At 34.9% G+C, this 13,995-nt stretch carries 16 protein-coding genes; 2 read left to right on the top strand and 14 right to left on the bottom strand.

All coding sequences use genetic code 11. The annotated features are described in order from the left end of the window. Positions 1-137 precede the first annotated feature (137 nt). Entirely contained in the window at positions 138-497 is a 360-nt protein-coding gene (locus C2I06_RS20015) for a winged helix-turn-helix transcriptional regulator (RefSeq protein ID WP_047943959.1), read from the top strand. Between the two features lie 181 nt (positions 498-678). Here the strand turns inward: C2I06_RS20015 and C2I06_RS20010 are convergent, their stop codons facing one another. The 11 genes from C2I06_RS20010 to C2I06_RS19960 form a co-directional block, all read right to left on the bottom strand. Continuing rightward, positions 679-1,410, bottom strand: coding sequence for an ABC transporter permease (locus C2I06_RS20010; protein WP_123258712.1), 732 nt, complete (start codon positions 1,408-1,410; stop codon positions 679-681). A gap of 3 nt (positions 1,411-1,413) precedes the next feature. Beyond that, complete coding sequence (locus C2I06_RS20005; RefSeq protein ID WP_095331344.1) at positions 1,414-2,124, bottom strand: ABC transporter permease; 711 nt, start codon at positions 2,122-2,124, stop codon at positions 1,414-1,416. Beyond that, positions 2,121-3,032, bottom strand: a complete 912-nt coding sequence (locus C2I06_RS20000; protein ID WP_095331346.1) for an ABC transporter ATP-binding protein — start codon at positions 3,030-3,032, stop codon at positions 2,121-2,123. The genes C2I06_RS20005 and C2I06_RS20000 overlap by 4 nt, the downstream gene beginning before the upstream one ends. 97 nt (positions 3,033-3,129) lie before the next feature. Then, complete coding sequence (locus C2I06_RS19995) at positions 3,130-4,530, bottom strand: HAMP domain-containing sensor histidine kinase (RefSeq protein ID WP_095331348.1); 1,401 nt, start codon at positions 4,528-4,530, stop codon at positions 3,130-3,132. Beyond that, positions 4,527-5,195, bottom strand: a complete 669-nt coding sequence (locus C2I06_RS19990; protein WP_095331376.1) for a response regulator transcription factor — start codon at positions 5,193-5,195, stop codon at positions 4,527-4,529. The genes C2I06_RS19995 and C2I06_RS19990 overlap by 4 nt, the downstream gene beginning before the upstream one ends. A 425-nt stretch (positions 5,196-5,620) precedes the next feature. Beyond that, positions 5,621-6,427, bottom strand: coding sequence for a hypothetical protein (locus tag C2I06_RS19985; protein ID WP_123258711.1), 807 nt, complete (start codon positions 6,425-6,427; stop codon positions 5,621-5,623). A gap of 343 nt (positions 6,428-6,770) precedes the next feature. After that, positions 6,771-7,142, bottom strand: coding sequence for a DUF1304 domain-containing protein (locus C2I06_RS19980; protein ID WP_123258710.1), 372 nt, complete (start codon positions 7,140-7,142; stop codon positions 6,771-6,773). A gap of 41 nt (positions 7,143-7,183) precedes the next feature. Continuing rightward, positions 7,184-7,822 carry a nitroreductase family protein gene (locus C2I06_RS19975; protein WP_095331352.1) on the bottom strand — a complete coding sequence of 213 codons (639 nt, stop codon included), beginning with the start codon at positions 7,820-7,822 and terminating at the stop codon, positions 7,184-7,186. A gap of 478 nt (positions 7,823-8,300) precedes the next feature. Then, positions 8,301-8,597, bottom strand: coding sequence for a putative quinol monooxygenase (locus C2I06_RS19970; RefSeq protein WP_123258709.1), 297 nt, complete (start codon positions 8,595-8,597; stop codon positions 8,301-8,303). A gap of 111 nt (positions 8,598-8,708) precedes the next feature. Next, the gene (locus C2I06_RS19965; protein ID WP_123258708.1) at positions 8,709-9,137 is read right to left on the bottom strand and encodes a MarR family winged helix-turn-helix transcriptional regulator; all 429 of its coding nucleotides are present in this window, start codon (positions 9,135-9,137) and stop codon (positions 8,709-8,711) included. A gap of 650 nt (positions 9,138-9,787) precedes the next feature. After that, entirely contained in the window at positions 9,788-10,480 is a 693-nt protein-coding gene (locus C2I06_RS19960; RefSeq protein WP_123258707.1) for a DUF1963 domain-containing protein, read from the bottom strand. Between the two features lie 408 nt (positions 10,481-10,888). On the opposite strand from C2I06_RS19960, the gene C2I06_RS19955 reads away from it, so the two are divergent. After that, on the top strand, positions 10,889-12,142 hold the full coding sequence (locus C2I06_RS19955) for a DUF5068 domain-containing protein (RefSeq protein ID WP_123258706.1): 1,254 nt from the start codon (positions 10,889-10,891) through the stop codon (positions 12,140-12,142). A gap of 337 nt (positions 12,143-12,479) precedes the next feature. Here the strand turns inward: C2I06_RS19955 and C2I06_RS19950 are convergent, their stop codons facing one another. The 3 genes from C2I06_RS19950 to C2I06_RS19940 form a co-directional block, all read right to left on the bottom strand. After that, positions 12,480-12,764 carry a hypothetical protein gene (locus C2I06_RS19950; RefSeq protein WP_123258705.1) on the bottom strand — a complete coding sequence of 95 codons (285 nt, stop codon included), beginning with the start codon at positions 12,762-12,764 and terminating at the stop codon, positions 12,480-12,482. Beyond that, positions 12,761-13,429, bottom strand: a complete 669-nt coding sequence (locus C2I06_RS19945; RefSeq protein WP_123258704.1) for a hypothetical protein — start codon at positions 13,427-13,429, stop codon at positions 12,761-12,763. The genes C2I06_RS19950 and C2I06_RS19945 overlap by 4 nt, the downstream gene beginning before the upstream one ends. Positions 13,430-13,532: 103 nt before the next feature. Next, positions 13,533-13,946: a MarR family winged helix-turn-helix transcriptional regulator gene (locus tag C2I06_RS19940; RefSeq protein ID WP_123258703.1), complete on the bottom strand. Its 414-nt coding sequence runs from the start codon at positions 13,944-13,946 to the stop codon at positions 13,533-13,535. Positions 13,947-13,995 lie beyond the last annotated feature (49 nt).

Below are 13,995 nucleotides of genomic sequence, written 5' to 3'. Positions count from 1 at the left end.
GTAATCCGGTATCACACATGTTACCTATTAGGAGAGAAATGAAAGCAGCTGCAACTGACATTCTTGTAATCTGCTATTAACTATGTTACTAATTAAGAAAATAAGAACAAGCAGAAATGAGAAAGGTATGAATACCGATGAGAAATCGAAAGAAAGGGTATGGATGCCCCGAAGGATGTCCGGTTGAGGGAACGCTTGATGTGATTGGGGGTAAATGGAAAGGCGTTATTTTGTTTTATTTATTAGATGGAAAGAAAAGATTTAATGAATTCAGTAGATTAATGCCTGGTATTACCAAACGAATGTTATCTCTCCAATTAAGAGAACTGGAAGAAGACGGAATTGTTCATCGAGAAGTATATCCCGAAATCCCCCCTAAAGTGGAATACTCATTAACGGAATTTGGAAGAACGCTCGAACCAATTATTTCTCTAATGAATGAATGGGGAGAAAATTACAAAGAGTTTTTAAAAGAAAATAAGCGGGAATTAAAATAGGTTTATAAGCATATATATCGATCGGATATAGTCTCTCCACCTTTGTAGAGTCTTCCTTTATATTTTATAAAGAAAACCTTGGTACAGCAAGAATTGAATATACCAAGGTTTTCTTGTTGTGATGTGGAAAAATAAATTTACAACAATTAAGTAAGTTGATTTGGAATAAGGCTTACCCGTTCTATACAGTTTTCCTATGAAAGTATAAATACCCTCCAAGAAAAAATAAAATAAAACTTCCTCCCACTACGATTAATAATTGGTCCCAAGGAACTGAAAACACATCACCACTAGTATCACTCATATACATCATTGCAAAGGGCTGGGCCCATGGATAATAAGGTCCAAAACGCTCAGAATTCACCGCTAATATTGACGGTAATGTGAAGATCACATTGACAGCCAAAGGAGCAGCAAAACTCTTGAATAGAATAGACATCCACAATTGAAAAGCTACTAATGGAAACGTGGCAACCCATCCTCCGAAAATACTTTTCCAAACAATTTCAATTGGAAATGGATCTGTGAAACCTTTCATCATTCCCACTCCATAAACGGCACCAAGGTAGAATAATTGTATAACCAATACGAGGAGCATTAACAATATGTATTTCCCTGTAAATACTTGTCCTCTTGTTACGGGCAGTGCTAACAGCTGCTTCCAACCACCAGCTTGATGTTCATATCTGCATATCACACTCGCCAGCACCCCTGTGACTAAAGGTAAAAATAGTAAAGCATATGTCAAGTTCATTGATAATAATGGTAGATACCATTCATTCATTTCCGTTTCGAGATGGAAAGGTTTAGCAGTCAACCCTGTAAAAAGGCCAATGAGTGGACCGGTAAAAATAATTAATAGGATTTTTGATTTTCGCAATTTAAACCATTCTGATTGAAGAATAGAGAGCATTTATTATTTCACATCCCTTCTTGTAAAATCTATCATTCCAGCGATATATAATAAAACACCTACTCCAATTCCAAGCAGGACATTGATCATCGGCTCATTCCATTCGTTCGTTAATGAAGGCCACTTCCAAATCATCCAATCTGGTAAAACCATGGCCGAATAAACGAAAATCACGCCTAAAATCCCTATGGTAATCGGAATCCCTTGATTCTGACTAACAGTGGCAATCCAAAGCTGTAATGCCAATATAGGCAGTGCGGCAAAATACGGATAAAAACTATATTTTACTATTTCAACAAATGGAGTTTGCTCTCCCAAATCTAAAAAGACTCCAAAAGCTATGGTAAATACCATCAATAGCACGGATGATAGGAATAAAAAAAATGCAAGCACTGTAAATTTTGATAAATAAACATTCATTTTGGAAACAGGCAACGAAATCAGTTGCTTCCATGAATTCGTTTCATTTTCAATACTAGCCATAAAGGATGTTAAAATGACGATGCCTAATGCAAGTGCAAGTGGTGTAAAAGAACTTACATTCAATAAATAATATCCCCAATCATCCTCACTCTGTTTTAATAAATAATCCTTTCTCACTCCATAGTTAACCATCTGTAATGCGACAACACCAAAGGGGCCTAAAAAGGTTAGAAACCAAAATCCTTTTCGTTTAGTTTTTAAAAAGTCTGCCCTTAAAAGTTTTCCAATCATACTGCTTTCTCCTCCATAGTCATTTGAAGGAATATTTCTTCCAATGATCTCTTTTCCTCTTCAACACGATAAATCGAAAATCCCTCTTGAACAAGAGACTGTACAGCTTTTGCTACCCCCTCATTTGAATGCTCGGTTAATAAAATGATCTCATCTTGCCAATCAGCATTTATCCCTTTTCCTAATAAGGAGCGCCAAGCTAGCTTACTATCACTAACCTTTAATAAAATCCTTTGCTGCGCATACATACGTAATGCTTCAATGGAATCCTGAAAAATCATTTTTCCTTTTGTAACGATCCCTACCGTTGTCGCCATTTGATCAATCTCTGACAACAAATGACTAGAAATCAATATAGTCATTCCTGTCTCAGCAGGCAATCGTTTAATTAAATTTCGGATCTCAATAATTCCGGATGGGTCTAGTCCATTTGTAGGTTCATCCAAGATTAATAATTCGGGATTGTTTAATAGAGAAGCAGCAATTCCTAACCGTTGCTTCATTCCTAATGAAAAGCCTTTTACTTTTTTATTTGCCACGTCTTGTAATCGAACAATCTCTAATACTTCGTTAATTCTCGTTTTCGGCACCCCTAAAATCTTTCTCAATGCTTCTAAATTCTCATAAGCAGTTAGATGTGGATAATAGGATGGATTCTCTACTAGTGAACCTACTCTTTTTAATATGTCTCTTCTTTCCAGCCTTAAATCCTTTTGAAAAATATGAATCCTACCCGATGTTGATTTCATCAACCCCAAAAGCATACGAATCGTCGTTGTCTTCCCTGCACCATTAGGCCCTAAAAATCCGTATATTTCTCCTTTTTTAATCTTCATATTCAAGCCTGCAACAGCCTCTTCTTTACCAAAACGTTTAGATAAATTTTCCGTCTGCACTACATATTCCATTTCTCTCACCTCATCTTCTATCCTAGGAAAAGAAGGTTAAAACTGAGTATGCTGACAGGTTAAATTTTGTTTAAAAAAAGATAGATTGGAAAAGGTGCTAAATGACCTTTTCCAATCTATCTTTACTTGAGTCTCTTTTTTTTATTATTTTTATTGTTGTTCCATGTTCACTTGACTTAATTTCCCAATATAACTCCATACCTTTCACCATCATATCAACAATAGACAAACCAATTCCTGCACCTGCTTCATTTGAAATACCCTTCATCCCTTTTCCTTTATCTGAAACAACTATAGCATCATATTGATCTGTGGATTCCGTTTTCACACAAATATATCTTCCACTTTTAGCGTGACGCAATACATTTTGTAATAAATTATCTAATATACGTCCTAACCAAATTGGATCAACCGTCCATTTACTATTTTTAAACGGGAGTAATTTAACTTCTATTTCAAATCCCTCTTTTTCAAAAACCGGGTACCATAAAGCTAAACATTCACGCACATAACGAATAACATCTATATCCTTCCAATCAACTTTATATTTACTAGCCATTAGTAGAGTATATGACATCAAATTTTCCATTAACCTATCAATATTCACTACCGAGGCTTCCAACGCCTTTATTGCTTTTGTACCCTCTTCTGATAAATCTTCTTTAGCAATTGAATAGGTTTGAGCTCTTATTTTAGTTAAAGGTGTCCGTAAGTCATGAGAAAGATTAGCAATTAATTCCCGCCGTATTTGTTCTTCTTTCTGTTCACGTTGTTTACTTTCCTTGAGTTCAAATACCATTTGATTAAACGTTTTTTCAAGTTGTCCAATTTCATCCTGCTTTTTTACGTTAATCTGGATTGGCAAACCGTCAACATCCCGTATCTCCATCGCATCTTGTAATTGTAATAATCGTTTTCTGATGCCTCTAAAAAATAAAAAGGAAGCTATAATAAATAAGAAGATGATACAGATAACACCGACTAATAATATCGTGCCATAATTATCATTTGCTTTTTCAAGCGGAGATTTTAACGCAGTTCTAGGAATCTCAAAAACTATAAAGCCTCGAGATTCTTCCTTTCCAACAAAGGCAATAACCGTAAAGGGGTCCCCTTCATATCGACCTTTGATAAATTTTGCTGTAAAAACAGATGACCATTCGGAAGGAAGTTGTTCTCTTACATTTACTTGCTTTCCTAACTTACCATTTTCATCAACCCAAAACATAGAGGCATCGTGAAATTGATTTTTCCACTTGGAAAAATGCTGTTCAATTGTTTCAGGCGTGACGTTTTTCAAATTGTTTGCTTCAGCATGCCACTTTGTCTCTATTTCATTGAAATCATTCCTATATTGGGATTGACTTCCACTTTCCATGTTTTCTGCAACACCAGACACAAATATTGTGACAACTAGGAATGCGAATTGAACAAGAAAAATGGCTATTAAAATAATCATCATGTACTTCGCCAATAATGATTGGAAAAACCTTCTCATATTTTCACCCGATATCCGATGCCGCGAATCGTTTCAATGATTGTTGGATTTGAAGGATTCTTTTCAATTTTTTCTCGTAAATAACGAATATGAACCATTAAAGTCTTATCTCCTTCGATATATCGCTCGCCCCAAACACCTTCATATAGCTGTTCCTTTGTTAATATTTGGTTCAAATGTCGAATAAAGAATTGAAATAAATGATATTGTTTTCCTGTTAATTGAATTTCGCTTCCTGTGTCATTGTTTACTAATCTCATGTCTTTTGTATAAATAGTTAAATGTCGCAATTCTAATATATCGTCATTCTTTTGATATCTTCTTATTAATACTTCGACACGAGCTGCAAGCTCATCAGGATGAAAGGGTTTTGTTAAATAATCATCTGCAAAATAAAGACCTTCTATTTTATCCTCAATTGAGGTACGTGCGGAAAGCATTAAAATAGGCAAATCTCTATTTTCTTTTTTGATACGCTTTCCGATAGAGAAACCATCTAATCCTGGTAACATTACGTCCAAAATGAGGATATCTACGGTTAATAGATACTCTTCCACTCCTTCGCCTGACTGTAGCCATGTTACTTCATATCCTCTTCCCGTTAGATCCTTTGTCACCCAGCTGCCTATATCACTTTGATCTTCTATATACAATACATGAACCATTTCTTCCTCCTTTTTAAAATAGCTGTTTTCTTTTACATATAACATACCTATATCAACCTATCAAAAGAGATCTTAGTTCCAACCTCTCCTTTGGCCTTATTTCATCCACTGCTAAATCTAAGACTTTCTTTTTCTTATGAATGTTAAAAAACACCCCTTTTAGACAGTATTAACCAAAGGAGTAAAGCGGTGCAACACATTTCAATTCAACGACTAGTTTAGCATTTAAATAAAATTTAATTATTTCGAATAATTCATGTGAAACAAGCATCTGTTTATGGAACAATTGTAAAAGTCCATTTATATAAATATTCAAAGAAAAATTCAAAAAATGCTGATATGCAGCACTTCTTAGGTTAATATGTCTTCAAACACTTTCATTTAGAAACATTTTCCAGCTGATTTTTTAGACCTGGTAAGAGATTTTAAGATAGTCTATTCGCTTCATCGATAAGCCCTATATTATACATGGATTCCAGCACAATTTTCTTTAACAGTGGTTCATCTGATAAAACATGATGAAGTTGTATATCTCGAAATACAGCATATTGTGATGGTATTGGTGCACGAGATAAGTATGCTTTTAAAGCTGCTAAGTCTGGTTCAACGTCTTTATTAATTTTTAAAGGAAAGTGCGTTTCATTAGCAAGAAATGGAGCAATTACACCAATGCCATCCTGGGTTTGAATAGTTATCATTTTTTGTCGCTGCAATCTAAGCGTTTGAATATAGCGATAAGGATTAGCTATAATAGGCATTTGAATGTTTTTTTCTAAAAAGTTATCGATATACTTTAATAATTGTCGTTCAGACTGAGGATGAAGTTCATCATCCACTTCCCGTTCCTTGAATACTAAATAACTGTCTTCATCAGCGAAATAATTATAAAATAAATCACTATCTGTGCAATTGATACGTAAAAATTCACGCAAATTTTTTGCGACTATACGGGTTGGCTTTTCAAACTCCATTGGACATATACAGACAATAGGCGCCTCTTCAAGGTCAGAAACCGATCCATAGTCTGTTAAAAATCCATAATGAATACCATCTACTCCAATATGGCCAAATACAATAACATCGCTTGGTGTGTTAAAATAGCGAAAGTCGGATAATGAAATATAAAAGTGAAGCCCATTATAAAAAGATTCACAATCGCCAAGTTCCTTCTCTAATTCCATTAATTTTTGAAGGCTTGCTGGTATATCATACTTTCCAAAGTTGCGCTGCATTCAAAAACCGCCTTTTCTTTTTCCTTTATTTTACTATATTTGTTATCAGGAAACTATTTTATGACATAAATTTCCCCGCTACTTCCCTTCCTGCATTCTCCCATTTGAATTTACAAACCTCTTCCTTTCACTAAAAACCCCCTGCCAATTATTAGAACTAAAGGGGGATAAACGTTGCAACTTTATACAAATGTAGCTTTCAAATAAAGATTAATTAAAACATTTTATGGACTCTTTATTTATCAAAGAATACAAAAAATCCATTTTGAAGAAAGATTGTTCAAAATGGATTTTCTTTTAATAACTCTGTTAGATTTTTTTATAAAATATAAAAGCTTCGGTTCTACATTACAGACAAAAGGGTAACCAGTGCTAAAATAGCCGGAAGCCCTTGTTTCACCATAATTGATTTGTTGGATGTAAAGCCTCCGAAAATGGCTGCCACTACCACACAAATTATGAAAAACAACTGAATCATATAGCCAATTGAATTAAGTCCAAGTATGAGTCCCCAAATGAGACCAGCTGCTAAAAACCCATTATATAGACCTTGATTTGCAAACATGATGGCTACATTTCGATCTCTTTCTAAGTGCTTCGGTAAATTGAAAGCTCGTTTTGCCAATTTTGAATCAATAAAAAACATTTCAAGGATCATAATAAATAAATGTTCTATTGCTACTATCCCAACTAAAATGGCCGCAAGTACTTCCACTCACTAATCCCCCCTTTTCTGTTTCCTAATATCAATTTATATTATTTCCATTGCGCAATTCTATCGACAGGGAGACGGTATGAAGCATATCCTTCATCAGCTGCTTTTCCGATGGACAGAAGCATGACTGGTACATAGCGCTCCTTTTCCAATCCGAAAGCTTCAGCGATATTTTCTTTTTCATAGCCCCCTATTGGGTTTGTTTCATATCCGTGCGCGCGTGCTGTCAACATAAGCTGCATGGAGACGAGACCAGCGTCAACTAGGATCGTTTCCCGATTTACTTGCTCCGGTAGTTGTTCAAAATGTGCCTTCAAAGCCTCAATTTGTCTGTCTTTTACCTCCTGTGGCATGTACCCTAGGTCAACGGCTTTTGAATAAATTTCTTCTAAATAGTCTGCATTGTTCATATCTGCAAATACTGCGATTACGGCAGATGAAGTGGTGACTTGTGACTGATTAAATTTAGCAAGCGCTGCAAGTTTTTCTTTGGATTCTGGGCTTTCGATGATAAGAAAACGCCATGGCTGTGCGTTGACTGAAGATGGAGCTGTAGTCGCTTCCTCTAATATTTCCGTCATCTCTTCTTTGCTGATTTTAACTGTTGGATCATAGTTGCGAATGGATCGGCGCTCTTTCATTATTTTCATAAAATCGTTTGTTTTTAATGTAGTTTTCATGTGCAAACAACTCCTGTATATTTTAATATTTTTCCTTATCTGCAAACAGCACTTTCTTAAACACAGTGCTTTCTTCTATGCTGAGATTTCCGAGGAAGCCTTGACTTGGTCTCGCCCTTGTTCGCTCAACCGAGCAAGGATAATACGGCTGTCCTCAGGATTACCTTCTTCTTTTAGCTTCAATCTGCTTGACGTGTCTTGTAACGGCTGCGCCATCGATATCATCCTTTTTTGAAGGTTTTTCTTAATCATTTTTTGTTCCATCTACTTTTAATTAATTCTCGATTATCAAAGTTATAATAACTAAGTTGAGGGCAATGCAGGAGAATCTCTTAAAAATGTAAACTTTACAATTTAAGGGATTCCGACATGTCATTGTTATCCAGAATATTTTCTAATAAACAATCTTCCCATTTATAAATCGCCAATCAATTAAAAAATGATGTCTACTTGTAACTCATTTTTACACTAGAGCTATCTAACTTTGCAAAGGTTGTCCATCATATGCTTTTATAGCAAGTGGTGCCACTAAAAAGTTACTAGCTTTGGCCACGAAAGAAGTAAAATGTTCACTTGTATTATGGCTTGCTACCGCCGCTTCATCTTGCCATACTTCAACCATGGTAAATGTATGATTCTTTTCTATATCTTTATATAAATTGTAAGAAACATTTCCACTTTCTTGTCTAGAAGCACGAATTAGTGTTTCTATCTCTTCTAAAAAAATTTGTTGTTTTGTTGCGTCTATTTGCATTTCAGCATGAATAATAATCATCTTCTTCTCCTCTTCTCTCAATCCTTTTATATTAAAGAAAATTTAAAACATCTATGAACACTCCGGTGCGTATATCAATATTTGAACGTCGTTCCATTAAAGTTTTACGTTTTAGATTTCTTTTATGCTATTTTGAATACGATCTAGCATATCAAATAGCAAATCTCGTTCCTCTTCACTAATATCTTTTAGCATAGAAGTGACGAAACGTTTCTTTTCTTCTTGATAGCAACTAATTTTTTGACGTCCATAATCAGTTAGCGTTACAAGAGTGATCCTGTTGTCACTCGCTTTTTTTCGTCTTAAAATCAACCCGTTTGCCTCGAGTTGTTTCAAATGCCGCGTGATTGCAGCATTGTCAATATTCATCTCTTTTTGAAGTGCTTTCTGGCTCATTTCATCCGCTTGATAAAGATGGCGCAAAAGTTCAAGGCGCGACTGACTAACACCTGTGCAGCCTTCAAATTTCGAATTGATTTCTTTATTAATAAAAAATAATTTATATAAAATAATTGCTTCCTTAGAGCAAGAATTTGTCAATAACTTCCCTCCTTTTTACAGTTTAAAAATTATTTGATGTATCAATTATTGACTCATCAAATAATTTAACTCAATTGGATTTAAAATGCAAGTATTTTTATTTTTCCTTTTTATCTCGCGCAAAAAAAGGGGTACCTTATAAAGGACATGAATAGTTTAGCGCATACTACCTGGAATTATAAGTATCACATAGTTTTTCCCATGCAAATCACCTCCGAAATAGTACTTTGTTTAAGTGTACCTTTTCGTAGGTGTTTTATATTGTCTTATTTAGATTTGTCTATACAGATATGTCACCTGTAGCTTTAGAATAAAGTAACTTAAGGAAATTGCATTTTATTTTGCCTTTTCTGGTAAAAATATCATTAATTTTAAGTATTAACCAAAGCCAGTCGTATGCAAGCTAAGCTAACCCGCGGCTTAAACTGCTCGAGGCATCAAAGGCCCCAGAGATAAGACGAAACGACTCCACTGGCCGCTGGCTTAGCCCTAAAATAATTTTACCATTTGCAAATCCGGAACCAGCTCAAGTTATTGCTGTCAGACATGGGGATCAATTTCTTGACACTCCATAATGACAAAAAATTAATTCCATTGGGTAAAAAAATCTGCTTTTTATCGCCCGTTTATCTTATCTGACCGTCAAAGTCTCAATAACAATCCCAATGCATATGCCATTCACCAGTCGAACGAGACCTGAACAAGTAAATCGTCCCGTTGTCACCCACCATAAATCTCGGCTTTTCCTCGCTTCCGATCTGCATGATATACTGACAATCTTCTAAGGAAACCGGTGACTGGATATAGGATGCGTATCCTCCTATTTTCGTTTGCGGGTAACTGCCGAATTCATCGAAGAACTGATCGCTCGCATCTTCATCCTCGTTCACTTCCGTCAAGTCAACATAATCCCAAGCCTCTTCCCAGCATGGGTAATCATCGCTATCAGCCTTGTGCCACCGAATCTGAAATTCCCTCAGACCTCTTGCTTCTTCCGGTGTTTCCATTAATTGCAGCTCTTCCACCGACTGATGCTCGATGAGTAGCCAGCCTTCTCCGTTCTTAACAGGATAGATTGGAAGCTGTTTCCTGTTAAGAAATAGCTGGATCAAACTTGCCTCTCCCACACCATCGATCCCACCAGGTATTTCAGGCACATACGCTTGCAATACGGGAATCATGGGACCATCTTTGTCATGAGGCCATCCCGCTTCCTTATCAATATAAAAATGCCCGCCAAACCAACTCATCCTCGCTTCCTCTGGACGAAATCCGCCAATTTGCGCCAGTACTGGCTTTTTTGCTATTTCCCTAAGTAAACTAAATGCCTCAAATTGTGTCATGGTAAGCAATTCTCCTCCCGATATCTGTTAGCTTTCTACTGGATAGACGGATAGCAGTCTTTCTATAAGTTCCATCCATCTCCTCAAGTATAATGGATGCCGATACGCGGCTCAAATATGCTCCTGATTCTTTCATCAAAGACGGCCAAATCGAAATCTAGCTTCTTTTTATCAGTTTCTTGCGAAAGCAGGTTGACCAACCTATGCTTTAATTGCTTTTCGTCGCTCATTCATCCATTTCTCTATCAATAATCTTTTAGAAAGTTTCATACTACAAAAGTTATTGAAATTAGGGATAAAGTCTTCTTCAAAACTAGATAAAATATACCATTTTTGTAATATTAAAGGAATTCTTATCTATTTTCCTTTATAATAATTATGGTCTACATAAAAAGAAGGGGTGTAAATGTGAAAAAAACGAAAGTATTATCGGTATCAATCCTTTCTGCAGCAATGTTATTGTTGGCGGCTTGCGGAAATGAAGAAAAAGCTTCTGAATCACCAAAAGAGAATGATTCAAAGGCTAAAACAGAGGAAACAAGTAATAAAGGGAAAACGAATGAAAAAGCAGAAGAATCAGATACTAAATCAGGTGAGGTATTGAATCCAAGTATTGCAGAAGAAACAGAAGGAAATGTTGAAGTTGTTTATACCAATGAAGAACCTGGATTTTTAAATGATATTAATGGTTTCAAAGTATCCGTTAACGAGTACCAAATTGTTAAAGTAACAGACATGAACGAAGATTCTAAGTTGCGTTTTGATGGCCAGAATAATGGATACGTAGTAACGACTAAAGTTACCATTGAAAATGGAACCGATAAACCAATGTATTATAATAATAATCATAAGATCCAGCTAAGCAATGAGTATGATTATATTCCTTCTGACTGGAAAACTCTTGTACCTGAAGATCAGCAGATTAATAAAATCAAAAAGAATAAAGAAAAGATTACTTTATATGAAGCTGGCGAGAAGGTAACTGGCTTAATGAGTTTCAGATTATCAGATGCTGAATTTGAAAAATTAAAAACAGTAAAACCAAAATATATAATTGAAGGCGGTTTAGCTGATAATGAACAAGCTAAAAATAGTAACATGCAGCAATCGCCGGCTTATGATTTTATTTATAGCGATGAACAAGCAAAACAAACAGCTGAACAACCCCAATTTTATCAAGATCGTTTAACGACTGATAATATGGCTGACAAAAAAATGATTTTTGAAAAATCTGGAATTAATGATACCAAAGAGATAGATAAAGTGAAAATTACCCTTGAAGGTGTACAATATACTGAAGTGATTCCAACAGAAGCCAATAAAGAACGCTTTAGAAATTTTAGTGATAATGGGATTGTGGCTGTGACTGTCAAATTGAATGTTGATAATCAAACATCAGAACCTGTTGACATATCGAATCTAAAAACTACTCTTAATATTGATGACAATCGTGCGAAAGTGTTAAGTCAGGGTATGGTGGAACCTCGTGAACAAAGGGAGATTGCTGCGGGACAAAAAGGTGAAAAACTGCATGTTTTCCTACTTAGAAAAGATGAATTTGAAATATATAAGAAGTTTGATATGAGATTTGGTCCATTTGTCGGTACAGATGGCAAAGACCAATTCAAAGGAAAATCTGCTACGTTTAGCTTACCAAGATAAATAAAAAAACAGAAACCAGTGTCAGTTAGAAAAGGCACTGGTTTTTTCGGACTTATTATGAGTTCCCAAATGTACAATACTTATCACTTATGATGGGGATTTTAGCTTGTTATTTTGGCTTAACAAATGATTTTTTTTGCGAATTCAAGTCCATTTATAGCTTTTGTAAAAAATAAGAAATCCTTTTAGAGCTAAACTGCCCCATTTGTGTTAAAAGAAGACCTCTCTTCTTTTATTATAAGAATGCTACAACATTCTTATTTTTTTGGTCTCAATTTATAAAAGAATTAGCAGATCATTTAGCTCACATACTCTAAGCTTAGCGTTAGTATTTTATTTAATTATAATTAAGATGTGACTTGAGATAGGCAATGGAGCGCTGCACGTAAATGCAAACAATTAATAATATGATAGACAGTATAAGTGAGAAAGGGATACTTAGAATTACTGGTAGATTAATGTCTTTCCAAATAGTCATAGTGATTTGATCAAAGCCAAAAGTTCGTAAAATACCTGCAGTTAAGGAAATAATGGCACTAAATATTAACGCTATATATAGTATGAAAAGAACCGGTATGGCAAGTAGATAAAGAAAAGAACGTATCATTTTAAAAAAAATCAAGATTCTTCACTCCTTATGATCTGATGAACAGTAGCAAGAGGTGAGATTGTATAATGGTCTTTGTAATATAGTTTCTGTATCTCACAGTTCTTTTTAATTGTTACCACATTGCCTTCCACTGAATTAGCAATTGTGTGTGATAGTAGGATAGTATCTCCTTTAATTTGCTGACAAATTAGTTTCTTATTCGCTAATGTTAAATTCATTTTTGCCCTTTCAACACATATATCATTGGCTATAAGTAGATTAATTTTATTTGTACCCGCTAATTTAAGATTAAAAATAGCAGAATGTATTTCTTTTCCCTGGACTATACCTATAACATTCATATGTGTTACATGAATAATATCCATTATAGTAAGGCTCCCCGAACTAGTAAGTTCCTTTATCTCTCCTTTATTTATTTTCAGTATTCCACTATTAGTGATTTTTTCCACTTTATTGTCTCCATTTAGGATACATGATCCCGTGTTTCTTAAGATTTCTGAAATAACTTGGGATTGAAACAAACTGTGACCATGAGTAGAGATCTCTTTCACTTGAACATCTTGCAGTACTTTAACTGAACCGCGGATTTTTAATTTTTCATAACCCTTTTCTATAGTATCTATTGTACCGTTTGTGAGGGTTAAACTAAGAAGTTTTTCGTTTTGCTCATTTGTCATCACTTCACCACCAAATATATTTTATGTTTGTCAATGATACATCTACATAATCTAAGGAAATGCAAAATTCTCAACAAAAAAAGGATTTCTGCGAAGGAAATCCTTAAAATATAGTACTCATTAACGTATTTACTTCTTTTAAAACTTTTGCTATGGAAGTGAGCTTATCGCGAGGAAATTTAAGGAATACTTCTTGAACCTTAACTTCTCCATCAGAAGTTAACATGATATTTACTACGCGTCGATCTTCTAGTTCACGTACCCGTTGAATAAATCCTAGCTTCTCTAATTTATCGACCATAGATGTGATAGCTCCTGGAGTAAGACTAAAAACTTCTGCAATTTCTGTTACTTTCATAACCCCATTAATTTTTAGTTGCAAAAGAAGTACAAGCTGATTTTGGTGGAGCAACTCATTCTCCGTTAACAGATTTGTAAAAGCTTTAGATTTTTGCTGAATTTCTAGCATTTCTTTCATGATAACTTCTATTTCTTGTGTTTGACTTGGTTTTGACATGTAATCATAGCCTATTTATATTTTTAAACTAATTTCTTTCAAAATAGTG

The organism is Niallia circulans (assembly GCF_003726095.1).
In the GTDB taxonomy this organism is placed as follows: Bacteria; Bacillota; Bacilli; order Bacillales; family Cytobacillaceae; genus Niallia; species Niallia circulans_A.
Note: the sequence above shows the minus strand (reverse complement) of the source record. Positions and strands in the feature narration are given on the sequence as shown.